Consider the following 13,906-nt stretch of genomic DNA (forward strand, 5'->3'; position numbering starts at 1 on the left):
AGATGTCTCGATTTTTGTAAATATTTAAAATTTTTCAAACTATATCCTTTATCTTTATGATAGATTATTAGAGAAGGACTGGTTGGTGTAACCGTCAAGTAAAATTGACACTTTTTGCTCATTAATTTTGAACAGTTTCATCGCTGAAAATGAAAATTCTATGCTTCATGCGATAGCTGTTGTTTATTGCTTTAACAAATTCAGCTCATTTTTATCTGGGTATTTTGAACCAAAAAAATATGAATAAAATCCCCAGGCCGTTTGCACATCCTCGAATGAGACATTAAGTAACTTCGCTTGTTGCTTGAAGCTGCTATAAACTTCTGCTCTTTCTAATACTAACAACATAATTCTTGGCAATAAGGAGAAAGGAGTAGCATCCAAAACTTCCTTTCCCGTTCTTACAAATCCTCCATCAACTTGCCTAATAAGTCCATACCGTAAAAGGAAATTTAACTTTTTACACGTTCCCGTATATGAAAGTCCATATATTTCAGAAATTTTCTTTTTGGATAATCTACAAATCTGCTTATTATCCTCATACTCTTTCAGAATATCGAGCAACTTCCTATATCCGCTTACAGTTTCTCGTATCCTTTTAATAGGTTCTCTATACAATAAAAACACCCACTTTTTCTGATTTTAAAATTGTCCTGTAAATGACCTATAATTGTCCTGTTTCTTACCTTAAACACTGATAAGCTTAGATATATAATGAAGTCAAATAAAGGAAAAAGGGGAGAATATACAAATGCACATAGGGTTAAAAATTAAAGAACTAAGAAAGTTAAAACTATGGACCCAAGCACAATTGGCAGAAATTTCTGGTGTCAGTGAAAGAACTGTAAGAAGGTTAGAATCCACTGGAACAGCAGAGAGTGCAACCTTATTATCTATTTTAAATGCTTTAGACACTAATTTGGAAGAACTTGAAAACATGTTTAATGAGGACGAATCTATAAAAAAAGAAAGCAAAGAAAAGTATGCTGACGTTTGTTTCCTCAAAAGAATTGAAAATGGTCGGGAGCTTGTTAGAATTTTCTCAAATGCTCATCAGTTTGGATATGACTATCATGACTGTCACACAGAAGAACAAGTTGAACTTACTCAAGTTTTTTTGTCTACGGTAGCAGATGTATTAGACATTTGGGACATGATAGAAATTAGTCAGAGATTTGAATTGGAGAATGAATTGACAAGACAAATAAAACAGTTAGATGATCTAGGCCTATGGGTATTTGGAGTTCGACAAATTAATAAAGACATCAACTGGATTACAGCAATTGTTGAGATTTATTCAAAAGATAACCCTATGATTCAAAAAGTAAAATTCGATAAAAACTTGGTGCAAAAAAAACAAATAAAATGTATGACATCGTTTTATCTTAGCTGTGATATATCCCCAAACAAACCGAAATAGAGTTTAATGGATATTTTATATAGAAAAAGGCGGCGCTGCCAATACCAGACGCACGCCCTGTTGTAATCCATTCCATTCGTTTTTATGATCCGTCGAATTTCATTCGCGGTTTGACAAACTGGCCAAGTAAGAGGTGACAGCTTGAATACCGGTTTCAATCGCCTTTTCATCAGGATTTAACTTAGAATGGTGAAGTCCATAAGGCGAACCAACTCCCAACCAAAACATAAACCCGGGAATTTCTTTCAGCATGTAGCCAAAATCTTCACCCGTCATCGCTTCACGGCAAGGAACAAATGTGATATCCTCTTGCTTTTCCAAGAAACGAATAAAATCTCGGGTCAGCTCAGGATCATTGTTCACTTGATAATAACGACAACCATAATCTATCGATGCCTCGCAATCAAACGCTATCTCGATGCCATGCAGAATCGCTTCAATCCGTTCTTTTACCTTTTCCATCGCTTCCGGGGAAAGGGTGCGAATGGTTCCTTCCAATCGAGCCGTTTCAGCAATAGCGTTTTGAACGGTGCCGGCAGTCATTTTCCCTATAGTAACGACTGCGCTGTCAAGTGGATCTACATTTCTGGATACGATCGATTGCAGCTGTGTGACCAGATGGGCTGACGCTATCACCATATCCTTTGTTTTATGAGGATAGGCAGCATGCCCCCCTTTTCCTTTTAAATCAATATACAATTCCGACGTATTGGCAAATAGCAGTCCTTCTTTAAGTGCAATCGTACCGGCCGGATATTCTGGGGCTATATGAAGGGCAAAAATCATGTCGGGTCTCCACTTTTTCATTTGTTCGCTCTCCATCATCGGCAAAGCCCCGCCCGGTCCTTCTTCAGCAGGCTGAAACAGAAAAACAAGATCATCACGGACAGGATGATGAACGAAATGCGTTAACACACCAAGGGCAATACTCATATGAACGTCATGACCGCAAGCATGCATACGCCCTGGATGTGTGGATCGGAAGGGCAAACCCGTTTCTTCCTCGATGGGGAGCCCGTCCATATCTGTTCGATAGCCAATCGTTTTTTCAGGTTTTAGTCCTTTTATTTTTACAAAAATTCCGGTTCTCCATGTTTCTATTTCCATTCGCTCTTGCGGTAATGTTTGAAGATAATCAAGCAAATATTTCTGCGTTTTCACTTCTTGAAAGCCAAGCTCGGGAATTTGGTGTAAATCACGGCGTATTTGAATAAACTGGCTGATAGCCATACGATTTCTCCCTTTCTTTCCTTTTTCCGTAAACGGCGGAACGTAGAAAGTTCATCCGCCCATTTATTGCAAACTACAAACAAGCGTGGATGCTGGCATCCACGCTGATTCACATTATAAATTCCGAAGTTCCTGCATAATTTCTGTTTTGGATTTTGTCTTTTCATCAATTTCTTTGATCACTCTTGCAGGAGCACCGGCCACCACCGTATTAGGCGGAACATCTTTTGTTACGATCGCACCGGCTGCTACGACCGAACCTTTTCCGACAGTTACACCCTCCAAAATCACCGCATTAGCGCCAACAAGCACATCATCTTCAATAATGACAGGTTTTGCAGAAGGAGGCTCAATGACGCCTGCAAGAACGGCACCTGCTCCTATATGGCAGTTTTTCCCGACAGTCGCACGTCCTCCAAGAACCGCATTCATATCAATCATCGTTCCTTCGCCGATAACGGAGCCAATATTAATGACGGCACCCATCATGATGACGGCCCCATCGCCGATTTCCACTTGATCGCGGATAATGGCACCAGGTTCGATACGTGCATTGATTCCTTTTAAATCAATTAGAGGCAAAGCAGAATTGCGGCGATCATTTTCGATTACATAATCCTCAATGCGATCTTCATTATTTTGAATCGCTTGTGAAATTTCCGCCCATTCGCCGAACACTACACCTGTATTTCCGTTAATAAAGGTTTTGGCAGAAGGACCAAAGTCGATTCCATCTAAATTTCCTTTTATATAAACTTTTACTGGTGTAGATTTTTTGCTGTTGCTGATAAATGAAATGATCTCATGTGCGTCCAACATTTTCATAAAAAAACTCTTCCTCCTTGTCCATATTTGGCAAACCACTCAATATGTATTTTTTGCAGCGGTTGAACACAAACCGCCGTAAAAGCAGATGAACGTTTGATACTACTTTAGCAAAGGAAAGTCCTTAGTACAAGAGATTTTATTCAAAACTTGTCGACTGCTCTGCCAAATAATCATTGACTACTTCCACAAAAGCCTCCACCTGTCTGAGTTCAAAGGCGGAATCATATCCCATTAGCCAAGTATCTCTCGCCATTGGCAGCCCATGTTCATCGTGAAGAGGAATTTTATAAAAATCTGATTCCCACTGATGAAGCGTGATCGCAGGGAGAATCGCATAGCCGATCCCGTTAAACGTCATCTGCTTGCACGTTTCGATTTGATCGACAATAATCGTTCGTTTTGGGGCCATTTGAAACTGACGATGCCACCAATTCTGGATTTCTTGATAATAGTTGGAGTCGCTTTTAAATTGGATAAACGGCCTGTCGGTTTCCAATACTTCTTCGACTCGGCGAATTTCCTTGTCAACCAGGTAAAGCCTGTCCTTGAATAAATGAATTTTTCGGCTTTTCCAATCGGGTGTACCGCGAAGGATGCCTATATGCACTTCTCCTTCATAAAGCGCCTTCGCTATTTCGCTGCTCCATCCCGTCATCAATGAAATCTTGGCATGAGGATACTTTTCGACAAATTGCTTTAATACTTTCGGAAGCCAATTTTGCCCTACAATGGAGGCACAGGCAATTTTTAGCGTACCATGTACTTCCGATTCAAATGAATGGATTTTTTCCAGCACTTTTTCTTTTCGTTCCAGAATTTCGTTTGCAAAATCCACCACCAATTCCCCGGCAGGTGTCAAAGTCAATCCTTTTGGGGAACGGTTGAACAACCTTGTTCCCCATTCTTTTTCAATGTTCTGCAAACGCTGAGAAAGAGCGGGCTGAGATACAAACAACCGTTCAGCCGCTTTTCGCATATTCATTTCTTGAGCCAGAACAGATAATAGTTGAAACTCCGAAAAAGACATGACCTATTTCCCTTCTGTTCGTTCTATTTTGCAAGAAATTCTCGCTATTCTTTTTTAGGCAAAAACATCACCAAAACAAAAGAGAGAAGACCGCAGAAAAAGACAAACAAAAATACAGTATGCAGGGAAGCGGACAAACCGTTTCTCAGAACGGAGACTAAACTAGACGGAATCCCTCTATTCCCGCTGTTGCCGAGCAAAGAATTAATTGAATTGATAGAAGCATGTTGAGAATCTGTACGGTGTTCCAAATAACGCTGGAGGCGGCTGTTTAAAATTCCCCCAAGCAAAGCAGCACCGACTGTATTTCCAAGATTTCTCATAAACATATTGGTAGCTGTGGCGATCCCTCTTTGCTGCCATTCAACCGTGCTTTGAATGGATACAATGAAAGCGGTGGATGTTAATCCCATCCCCACTCCGACGAAAAACGAAGAGACAGCCGCCCATAACGGACCTGAGGACGATTTCATGAAAACAAAAAGCAATCCACCGATAACAAGAAAGATCCCTCCGAGCAGCGAAGTATATCGGTACCCAATTTTTAATAATAATCTTCCGGATACGGTAGAAGCAATCGGCCAACCAATGGACATGGCCGTCAAGGCAAATCCGGCAATGGTGGCATTTTCTCCCATCACACCTTGTACATACGTTGGAAGAAAAGAACTAATGCCGATCAGCATCACTCCCGTTATAAAGGAAACCACATTCGCAATAGCAATAGAAGGGACCTTCCAAATGGCAAACGGAACGAGAGGCTCTTTTGCCCGCTTTTCCTGCCAAATAAATAAGCCCAAAAAAAGGACTATTCCAAACCATATTCCGACGCTGGCATTTGAACGCCACCCAATATTCACTCCGCCTTCCACTAACAAAAACATAAAAGAGGAGATAGCGATTGTAAAGAAAATCGCCCCTAAGTAATCAATTTCGGCATTTTTCTTCTCTAAATGTTCATGAAAAAACAGCCAAATGCCAAGAAGCGATAGCACTCCCAAAGGTATGTTCATCCAAAAAACAAAATGCCAGCTGACATATTCCACCAATATTCCGCCGACAGCGGGACCGACAATGGCCGAAATACCCCAAACACTAGATAAATATCCTTGTACTTTTGCTCTTTCTTCTTTCGTATAAATATCGCCAATAATCGTATTCGCTATTGGCATGACAGCTCCTGCTCCAATACCTTGAATAAAGCGATACAAAATAAGCTGTCCCATCGACTGAGCAAACCCACACAAAGTCGATCCAATTAAAAATAAAATGATTCCTATCGAAATGATTGGTTTACGGCCTAACAGATCGGATAATTTCCCATAAATAAGAACAGTGACCGAATTCATAAGCAGATAAGCAGAAAACACCCAGCCATAGAGGGAAAATCCTCCAAGATCAGAGACAATGTCAGGCATTGCCGTTGAGACGATCGTCGATTCAACAGCACCCATGAACATCGCCAGCATAACAGCCGCAAGAACATAAGGCCGCTTTGTTTGCTTCAAACCGGAAACGGATGCTTCGCTATCCATCATCCACAACACCTCTTTTCAATCGCGAATTCCCATTCATTATTTCAATCTTCCTGAAATGAAAATGCAGCCCTATTAAACGGGGATTGGATATTTGCCAAAAAGAGAGATGCTCCCAATACCGGGAGCAGCCCTTAAAAATGATTTAATTGATCCACGTGGCGGTTTAATTGCTTTAAAATGATTCTCCTTGTTAAAATGCCTTCAAAATATCCACTGTCGTCCACCGCACAAAGAAAAGGATGATCAATCAATAATCCAAGCGCCTTTTTAAAGCGATCATCAGATTTTAACGTAGGAATTTTAGAATTATATACATCTTTTACCTTTAGCTGTTCGAGTCTTTCAAATTCAATCCGTTCAAGACCGAGGATTGCTTCTGTTATCATTGGAGAACTGATAAGCCCATGTAAACGAAATTGAGGATCCAGGACAGGAATTGCGGTATAACCGCTTTTTGTCAGAACTAGAAGAGCATGTTCCAAGCTGTTTTCTAACTGTACATGGGCTACTTTTTCAGAAGGAATTAAGAAATCCGAAATCTTTGTTTCTAAAAATTTTTCGCTTTGGAAAGAAATCATTCCATCTCCTCCAGATAAAATTACCGCTTTATGTAAGCGCTTGATTTCTTTTTACATTTTACCATATACCCGAATTTCTTGCTCCTAAAACACCTTGGAAAATATAAAAAAGGAATAAGCCCTTCTAAGTTCAGCAAACAAAGCACTTAAAGGACTTTATCAGTTCGTTGCCGAAAGAACCTGACGCTCTTGCCAAACAGCTATGACCGATCCGTCGGCTTTTTAGAAGATTGATCAGACAAAATTTTACGGATTTCCGTCAATTCCTTTCTTGTTCCTGCGAGCTCCGCAGACATCAGCAGCAAAAAGAAAAGTTGGATGATTAACAAAACAATGATAAAGGTCACCGGTTTCACCCGCACTCGTTATTTATATTTTGAATTTCTGTCATTATACCAGAAATTGATTCTTTTCTACAGTATTTTGACATGAAAAATCCCCTATTGAGACCAAATCCTCAACAAGGGAACTCGATTATTGCTGCCGTTCTTCCTGAAGTAAATCAAAAATTTCAATGGCGGTCATATCGATGTCATCAAACGGATACTTTTTGGATTTACCGTCTTGATCGAACACTTCTAACTCAAACGTATCTTTATTTGGGAAATATTTAACTTGGCAAATGGTTTTACCGTTCAGTTCAAACAGCCGTTGCTGGACCTCTCCTGTGTCGCTCCCTTCTTGCAATGACTTGAGTCGTTGAATAATGCCGAGCAATTGTGACATACGCTAGGATTCCCCTTTCTAAATAAATGGTCTACTTCCGCCCGTACAAATTAGTGTAGAAAAAAAGAAACAAGAGAAATATACCATACATCTTTTAAGCCGCCAACTATTTTATTTTTTTCAAATTTTTTTTAGCCTCTGCTAACATGAAGGAAGCATAAACATCTTCTTGTGTACAGTTTCAAAAAATGGAAACACATCTTGCAAAAGAAATACAAGATAAGCAAAGATAGAATCGATCCGAGCGAAAACTTTCCTTTTTTCCTATTGAAGAAATAGATGTAAAGAATAACATGTTCTGATATTGTCTACATGATTTTCCATCCACTAGTCACAATGGCCCGTTTTCTTTATTCATGATTCTGAACGAGGTCTGGTCCTTCTATAAATAACCATAAATGACCGCCTCATAAAATATATAAAAAAGCACAAGACCTGTTCCGATCACTACGGTCCATATAACAGGGTTTCGAATATAGGGATGATCTTGAACAGCTTTTGGGATCGCAGAATCGTATGTTCGTTTCAGTTTTTGCTCTTGTATGATCAGAATCGTGTATAAAAGAGATCCGGAAACCACTACAACGCCCGCCAATGTTAAAATCCACATAAAAAAACTCATATTCAGCACCTCTAGCCTTATATTGTGTATAGTTAATATGTCCAGGTGCTGAATGAGCTATTCGAACCTATTTTAATAAAGAAGACCATCATGCTCGTATAAATAATCGTACGTAATGTCCATAAATAAATATTCATGATCATTGACTGGATAGGAGAACGTGCGGATTATTTCCCCCGTTTCAAGATCAGAATACAAATCTGATAATAAACCGGTACGGTTTTTGCGCATGCGGAGAATGTTTTCCAGAAAGTAGGGACGCCAGCTCCAGTTTTTATTTAAATACTCCGGCTGTACAATCCACTCCCCATCCTTTTTCAACAAGTTCGGCGTCACTTCGAATCCGTTTTCATCACATATGTAGAAACGAAAACACATCGGATCAAAATAAGCAGCCAGTTCTTTGAGCAGTTCAATCCTCGAATCCGTTTGTTTCCTTAATTTCGGCAAAAGTGTTTGCAAATCGTTTTGTATGGATTCTGCCTGAAGATATACTTTTTCCAGCATGCGCTTTTCATGAAGAATAAATTCTTGGAATTTTCTCCTCAATTTCTCCTTAAGAACATCGCAAGGCAAAAAACCGGGTATCGGCTCTTGCAAGTAGCAGCCTTGATAATACCGGCCTCCATGTTTCCACGCATATTGAAGCTGAAATTCGATTTCAATTTTTTCAAAAAGCAGAGAAGCGCCGATTTTTCTTGCTAATATCGACAAAGAGTGAAGAATGTCTTTGTATGCCCGGTTTCCTGCATCATGTCGAAGAGCTTGCAAGCTGACTTTTAATATATCCGGATAAGAACCGGTAAACTTATGAATATTGACATTCTCTTCCCCAATATGATCAATCGCAATTTGTATGCCAAATGTTTTATAGTATTGTAAAAGATGTTCAAGATCACTCGTATATTTTTTTTCCGAAATCTCAAGCACAATTTTATGTAGATCAAGACCTGTTTCTTTGTACCCGAGCAATATATTGAGAAATTCTTCTTCTTTGTCCATCATCAGTAAATGCGCGTCCCTGTTGATAAACAGATGTCCTTCCGCTTCTTCCTCCATAAAACGATTGAGCGCCTGCCTTAAGATGTGATTATCCGCCTCTAACCGAAATTCATCCGGCACTTCCTCATCTTCAAAGAAATCTCCTAAACTTACCGGTCCATTTTCCCCTAAATATCTTCCCAACACCTCGTACCCAATGATGCTATGTTCATCTGCGCTAAAGATCGGTTGAAAGTAAGGAACTACTCTATCTAAATTCGCCATAATTTCCAATGCGTCCATAAACAAGCCCCCATCAGCAAAAAATCTTGTTTCCGTCTTTTATTTGTAACAGGCCAAACGGCTTTTCCTAGGCGCATATTCAGCAAAAGTATGAACATAGGGAAAAATTCCTTGTCCCGTTTCAAAAATGTGCTATATTCTGCTTTATTAGCCGGAAAAATCGCTCGATTCAAAATACTTGAGGTTGTCGAATCATTCAAAAGTTCGCTAATTCTACCAATCATCCGTTTCTTACGAACTTTCTCTTAACAAAAAATTTAAAAATCTCAATTATATTATATGAAAAAAAGCGGGTTCCCGCCAGAATGACCCCCAATGATCCTCGTCCTTTTTCATTATTTATAAAAAAACGCCGATAAGAGAAAAATTCCGCCGAAGCGGAATTTAGAGGTTTTCATTTATTAATCTTTCATTTAATTTATTTAATGTTTGAATGATCGTCTTCTTTTTATTATACCCTTTCATATTGATGGTATAGTCATGATACTGGGCGAACACCTGTCCCCAGCTTCCGGGAGCATCAAATCCATAGATAAACACCCGTATCATTCCTTTTTTAGAAGGAAGGAAAAACATTTCAAACCGATTTTCTTTTTGCACGGCTGCAGCCTCCTTTAAGCTGCCATCTTTTATTGTGCAGCTTCATCTATTCAAAAAGTAACACTTGAATCGAAAATAAGCAATACATTTGATTGCAAGTCCATAGAATAATAACAGAAACTTTTTGAATCAGTTTACTAGAAAGCAAATGATTCGTGTTTAGGAATGACAGCACTTGCTGCTGCATCATGAAATTTCCCGTTTCTTGAAAAGAAAAAACGCCAACCCACTTTTTATAAGTGGGTATCCCCCATGACAAGAATAGGTGTGGATCAACGTGAACATAAGAATATCGAGAAGAATGTTTCTCCAAAAGATGGCAGGCACTTTTTTGGCTTTTCTAGGGTTGTCCGGCGGAGGACTGGCCTACGCACATTATATAGAACCGAAACGGCTGGATATCCATGTGGAAGAATTTTACCATCCTCTCATTCCTCCGTCATTTGACGGAATGTCGATCGTTCTATTCAGCGATACTCATATTGGATTTCAATATACTTTGAATCAATTGCAAAAACATGTCGCCATCATCAACTCTTTGCAACCTGACATTGTATTCTTTACAGGCGATTTGTTAGACCACCCTGGTCAGTTTCCAAAAAAGCATGTTCTCCCTGACATTCTTGGGAAAATCAAAGCCCCTTTTGGAAAGTTCGCCGTTTACGGCAATCACGATCACGGAGGCTATGGAACAGAAATTTATAAAAACATCATGGAAAAATCGAGCTTTCAAATTCTCCGCAATGAAAGCAGAAAAATCACTATGATTAACCAACAACGCATCTACATCGCTGGAATTGACGATGCTATGCTCGGATCACCGAATCTTTATGAAACGATCAAAAAAATCCCAGAAAATCAATTTACGATTTTATTATCTCATGCACCTGATTTAGCGGATGAGGCTTCTCTTTTTCCTATTCAACTACAATTGAGCGGTCATAGCCATGGCGGACAAATCAAACTGCCTTTCATCGGGGCATTGATTACCCCACCCTTTGGAACAAAATATCCAGAAGGACGCTATGAACTGACAAAACACCACAGACTCACACTTTATGTGAATCGCGGATTAGGCACCACCCGTCTTCCATATCGTTTTTTCGCCGTTCCCGAGATTACAAAAATCGTTTTGAAATCAGTTCCTTGAAAATTTGGAATCTCGCTGTTTAGTTCGTTGAAAGACATTTTTGTTTATACTTTTCTTCCGAGTTTCGTAAAACGGAAAAGAATCACAGCATTCCCCATTTTCGTTCGTATTCCACTTTCAAATTATAATCGCCATTGGTGAAACCGTGTCTGGACAAGATATCGAGAGCTTCACTAAAATCAAAAGTATCGGTTTCCATAATGATTTGGTTCTTTTTTTCGTAAATCATCCAATGATCATGCGCTTCGTGCAAAATGTCCATCATGCAAGCAATCTTCTCCAATCGAAGCGATAAACGATCCTTCAATTCTCTCACATGTCGTGAATTCACTGGGTGAAAACGGGATGGTCTTTTAAGAGGTTTTATTTTGCGCGGAAACCAAATCTGTCGATCCCAAATTTCGAAAATAAAACAGATTTTTTGATTACAAATTAGTTGATTTTTATTCATTCAACAGTACTCCTTTAATATTCGTGTTGATCAGCAGAAAAAAGGTCTATGAAAGTTGAACTGTACATAGGCCTTTTTTCTTTATGATGATAAATTCGCCCAATAAGAGCCAAAGACAAGAATAGACAAAATATATCCCAAAACGACGTTCACCACGACCCCTGCACTGAAGGCGGCAAGCGGTTTCCAACCAACCGATGTTAATTCTTTGAAACGAGTTGTCAATCCAATCGACAGGAAACAAAAAGTAAAAGCCCATGTTCTCAGTTCTTTGATTGGTGCAATAATCTCTGTATTAATCACATCTGCCTGAACGGCCGAAGAGCCGGCCAAAAGGATGGTCAGGATGGCTGAGGCGCTGAAAAAACCAATCACAAACTTAGGAAATCGGCGCCATATTTCAGACGTATCCGCTTTTGCACCTTCTTTTCGCTTTTCCCACCAAGTGATTGAAATGAACGTAAGTATGAAGCACCAAACCCCTATAAAAATATCACGGCCGATGACCTTCATGAGTGTAAAGGCTACGAGCGCTTTATCGCCGAATGAGCTGGCGGCCGTTATTCCCGCCGCATCTGCAAATTCTGATGTTCCAATCCACGCTCCCGCTTGTCCTGCTGGTAATCCAAGCCATTTGATAATAAGCGAAAGAGCAAAAATCATAAATACTGCCCAAATCACAACAAGTGAAATCGAGACGGAAACATGTTCTTTTTTTGCTTTTATGGAACTTCCTACGGCAATCGAAGCCGAAACACCGCAAATGGAACCCCCTGCACCTAATGTGGCCGCAAATCGTTTATCCAATCCCAGCCATCTGGTTCCCACGAAATAAATGACAAGGAATGTTGCCACAGCAATGATCGTTGCCTGGAGAAAGGCAACAGGACCAGCCTTTATGATCAGTGTGAAAGGAAGCGTTGCCCCAAGAAACACAATCCCCACTTTCACGTAAAGTTCCGTCCTGAGCGCCGTTCCAAACCATTCGGGAATAGGTATTAAGTTGCCGATAATAAGCCCTAAAGCAAGTGCAACAAGAGGAGCTTCCAAATTATATTGCTGCGCCCATTCCCAAGAACTAAAAATATTGATTAAAACGCTGAGTATAAATAAAACGATAAATCCGGAAATAAAGTGACTCGTTTTTACTTGCAAAAAGAATGCAGCGATCGAAAATAAAACAATATAAATGGCCAACAACAGAATGATGGAACCGAAATGTTGACTTAACGCAGTCGTTAAAGTATGAATGTCTCCCCATTTTGGAATTTGGGCTGTTAATACTTTAATGGAAGACCCTGCCAACCAAAAGAATATAGCTATCACAACCAGAAAAAGTCCGATCCACACGGCCCACCAGTCTTCCTTTCGGATCAATTCAGCCCAGCCCCTTTGAACCGTCGGCAATGCCTTTTTTTCATTCAAGTTTGTCCCCAGCATCATCAACAACCCCTTTCTATATTGAATTGGATGTTCATTTAAAACATTGTTTGTCTTTGAAACGCCAAAATTTTTCTTTCCACCGCACCATAATTCAATTATGCCGATATGTTTACTATGATTAAAGACTAAAAAAAGAACATTTCGCTTTGCACATCACTTCCCTCGTTTTCCCAATAAATAAGTCTTCGTTTTTTAGAAAGAAGGACTTATGAATACGCTAAATGGTATATTCTTGCACTTTTTATCGGAAAGCTCCTTCCGCTTTTGGAAAAAGATAAAAGACAATGGTGGATTTATTCATCAAAATAACATGTCCGCGCAATAAAATCAACATAAAATTCAGAATAAACAAAAATAAAATTCATAGTTGACAGGTATGAATACATGGCATTAGAATGAGAGCAATCATAAATTTTGATTATTATTTTTTTTTGCAATTTTCAAATAGAAAGGGTGTGAAAAAGAATTGAAGCAGATTATCGTTTTATCAGGAAGCCCGACAACTTATTCACACACAGCGCTTGTATTGCAGCAAATCAGTGATTTGTTAGCTTATCGTGGATGTAATGTAAAAAAGGTGTCTGTAAGAGATGTTGAGCCTGAGACGATATTCAATGCACGTTTTGACGATCCACAAATCACTTCGATTGTCAATGATTTTCAAAACGCCGATGGAATCGTCATTGGATCGCCTGTCTACAAGGGATCCTATACGGGCGTGTTAAAAGCATTAATTGATCTATTTCCGGAAGATTCGTTCAAAGGGACACCGGTTCTGCCCGTCATGGTAGGCGGAAGCAGCCATCATATGCTCGCCATCGAGTATGCTTTAAAACCATTATTATCCGCTTTGAAAGGCGAATTATTGCAAGGGGTTTATTTGTTGGATAAACATGTGGATAAAACTTCCGCACCGTATGTCCGAAACATAGACATTTTACAACGTATCCAAAACAAATAGAGCAATTTATTGCGGAGATGGATAAAAATAGATCTTTTGTTCATGTCA

General features: G+C 39.5%; 15 protein-coding genes. 3 read left to right on the forward strand and 12 right to left on the reverse strand.

The window, feature by feature from the left end; genetic code table 11:
• Positions 1-183: 183 nt before the first annotated feature.
• The gene (locus tag N1I87_RS11775) at positions 184-618 is read right to left on the reverse strand and encodes a hypothetical protein (RefSeq protein ID WP_340396170.1); all 435 of its coding nucleotides are present in this window, start codon (positions 616-618) and stop codon (positions 184-186) included.
• 133 nt (positions 619-751) lie between these two features.
• Between N1I87_RS11775 and N1I87_RS11780 the strand changes: the two genes are divergently transcribed.
• Entirely contained in the window at positions 752-1,420 is a 669-nt protein-coding gene (locus N1I87_RS11780) for a helix-turn-helix domain-containing protein (protein ID WP_341101893.1), read from the forward strand.
• Between the two features lie 99 nt (positions 1,421-1,519).
• On the opposite strand, the gene N1I87_RS11785 is transcribed toward N1I87_RS11780, so the two are convergent.
• From N1I87_RS11785 to N1I87_RS11825, 9 genes are all read right to left on the reverse strand, one after another.
• Complete coding sequence (locus tag N1I87_RS11785; protein ID WP_341101896.1) at positions 1,520-2,650, reverse strand: N-acetyldiaminopimelate deacetylase; 1,131 nt, start codon at positions 2,648-2,650, stop codon at positions 1,520-1,522.
• A 114-nt stretch (positions 2,651-2,764) separates the two neighbouring features.
• Positions 2,765-3,475 carry a 2,3,4,5-tetrahydropyridine-2,6-dicarboxylate N-acetyltransferase gene (dapD, locus tag N1I87_RS11790; protein ID WP_327797571.1) on the reverse strand — a complete coding sequence of 237 codons (711 nt, stop codon included), beginning with the start codon at positions 3,473-3,475 and terminating at the stop codon, positions 2,765-2,767.
• A gap of 139 nt (positions 3,476-3,614) precedes the next feature.
• Positions 3,615-4,505 carry a LysR family transcriptional regulator gene (locus N1I87_RS11795; RefSeq protein WP_003354395.1) on the reverse strand — a complete coding sequence of 297 codons (891 nt, stop codon included), beginning with the start codon at positions 4,503-4,505 and terminating at the stop codon, positions 3,615-3,617.
• Between the two features lie 44 nt (positions 4,506-4,549).
• Positions 4,550-6,040, reverse strand: a complete 1,491-nt coding sequence (locus N1I87_RS11800) for an MDR family MFS transporter (protein WP_003354394.1) — start codon at positions 6,038-6,040, stop codon at positions 4,550-4,552.
• A 134-nt stretch (positions 6,041-6,174) separates the two neighbouring features.
• Positions 6,175-6,621: a cyclic-di-AMP-binding protein CbpB gene (gene cbpB / locus N1I87_RS11805; RefSeq protein WP_327803223.1), complete on the reverse strand. Its 447-nt coding sequence runs from the start codon at positions 6,619-6,621 to the stop codon at positions 6,175-6,177.
• A gap of 474 nt (positions 6,622-7,095) precedes the next feature.
• Positions 7,096-7,347: a YkuJ family protein gene (locus tag N1I87_RS11810; RefSeq protein ID WP_327797574.1), complete on the reverse strand. Its 252-nt coding sequence runs from the start codon at positions 7,345-7,347 to the stop codon at positions 7,096-7,098.
• A 382-nt stretch (positions 7,348-7,729) separates the two neighbouring features.
• On the reverse strand, positions 7,730-7,969 hold the full coding sequence (locus N1I87_RS11815; RefSeq protein WP_003354389.1) for a hypothetical protein: 240 nt from the start codon (positions 7,967-7,969) through the stop codon (positions 7,730-7,732).
• A gap of 72 nt (positions 7,970-8,041) precedes the next feature.
• Entirely contained in the window at positions 8,042-9,253 is a 1,212-nt protein-coding gene (locus N1I87_RS11820; protein WP_341101900.1) for an EAL domain-containing protein, read from the reverse strand.
• 384 nt (positions 9,254-9,637) lie between these two features.
• Positions 9,638-9,853: a hypothetical protein gene (locus tag N1I87_RS11825; RefSeq protein WP_340404812.1), complete on the reverse strand. Its 216-nt coding sequence runs from the start codon at positions 9,851-9,853 to the stop codon at positions 9,638-9,640.
• Positions 9,854-10,136: 283 nt separating this feature from the next.
• Between N1I87_RS11825 and N1I87_RS11830 the strand changes: the two genes are divergently transcribed.
• Complete coding sequence (locus N1I87_RS11830) at positions 10,137-11,003, forward strand: metallophosphoesterase (protein ID WP_445285715.1); 867 nt, start codon at positions 10,137-10,139, stop codon at positions 11,001-11,003.
• Positions 11,004-11,085: 82 nt separating this feature from the next.
• On the opposite strand, the gene N1I87_RS11835 is transcribed toward N1I87_RS11830, so the two are convergent.
• Both N1I87_RS11835 and N1I87_RS11840 read right to left on the reverse strand, forming a co-directional pair.
• Positions 11,086-11,454 carry a hypothetical protein gene (locus N1I87_RS11835; protein ID WP_341101906.1) on the reverse strand — a complete coding sequence of 123 codons (369 nt, stop codon included), beginning with the start codon at positions 11,452-11,454 and terminating at the stop codon, positions 11,086-11,088.
• A gap of 81 nt (positions 11,455-11,535) precedes the next feature.
• On the reverse strand, positions 11,536-12,894 hold the full coding sequence (locus N1I87_RS11840) for a YeiH family protein (protein ID WP_341101908.1): 1,359 nt from the start codon (positions 12,892-12,894) through the stop codon (positions 11,536-11,538).
• Positions 12,895-13,363: 469 nt separating this feature from the next.
• On the opposite strand from N1I87_RS11840, the gene ssuE reads away from it, so the two are divergent.
• The gene (gene ssuE / locus N1I87_RS11845; RefSeq protein WP_341101910.1) at positions 13,364-13,858 is read left to right on the forward strand and encodes an NADPH-dependent FMN reductase; all 495 of its coding nucleotides are present in this window, start codon (positions 13,364-13,366) and stop codon (positions 13,856-13,858) included.
• Positions 13,859-13,906: the final 48 nt, after the last annotated feature.

The sequence above is a fragment of the Bacillus sp. FSL W8-0102 genome, assembly GCF_038007225.1.
Classification (GTDB): domain Bacteria; phylum Bacillota; class Bacilli; order Bacillales; family DSM-4216; genus Bacillus_O; species Bacillus_O smithii.

Coding starts and splice junctions, on each gene's coding strand:
- N1I87_RS11780 (WP_341101893.1), top strand. CDS start 752: ATGCACATAGGGTTAAAAATTAAAGAACTAAGAAAGTTAAAACTATGG.
- N1I87_RS11785 (WP_341101896.1), bottom strand. CDS start 2,650: ATGGCTATCAGCCAGTTTATTCAAATACGCCGTGATTTACACCAAATT.
- dapD (WP_327797571.1), bottom strand. CDS start 3,475: ATGAAAATGTTGGACGCACATGAGATCATTTCATTTATCAGCAACAGC.
- N1I87_RS11795 (WP_003354395.1), bottom strand. CDS start 4,505: ATGTCTTTTTCGGAGTTTCAACTATTATCTGTTCTGGCTCAAGAAATG.
- N1I87_RS11800 (WP_003354394.1), bottom strand. CDS start 6,040: ATGGATAGCGAAGCATCCGTTTCCGGTTTGAAGCAAACAAAGCGGCCT.
- cbpB (WP_327803223.1), bottom strand. CDS start 6,621: ATGATTTCTTTCCAAAGCGAAAAATTTTTAGAAACAAAGATTTCGGAT.
- N1I87_RS11810 (WP_327797574.1), bottom strand. CDS start 7,347: ATGTCACAATTGCTCGGCATTATTCAACGACTCAAGTCATTGCAAGAA.
- N1I87_RS11815 (WP_003354389.1), bottom strand. CDS start 7,969: ATGAGTTTTTTTATGTGGATTTTAACATTGGCGGGCGTTGTAGTGGTT.
- N1I87_RS11820 (WP_341101900.1), bottom strand. CDS start 9,253: ATGGACGCATTGGAAATTATGGCGAATTTAGATAGAGTAGTTCCTTAC.
- N1I87_RS11835 (WP_341101906.1), bottom strand. CDS start 11,454: ATGAATAAAAATCAACTAATTTGTAATCAAAAAATCTGTTTTATTTTC.
- N1I87_RS11840 (WP_341101908.1), bottom strand. CDS start 12,894: ATGCTGGGGACAAACTTGAATGAAAAAAAGGCATTGCCGACGGTTCAA.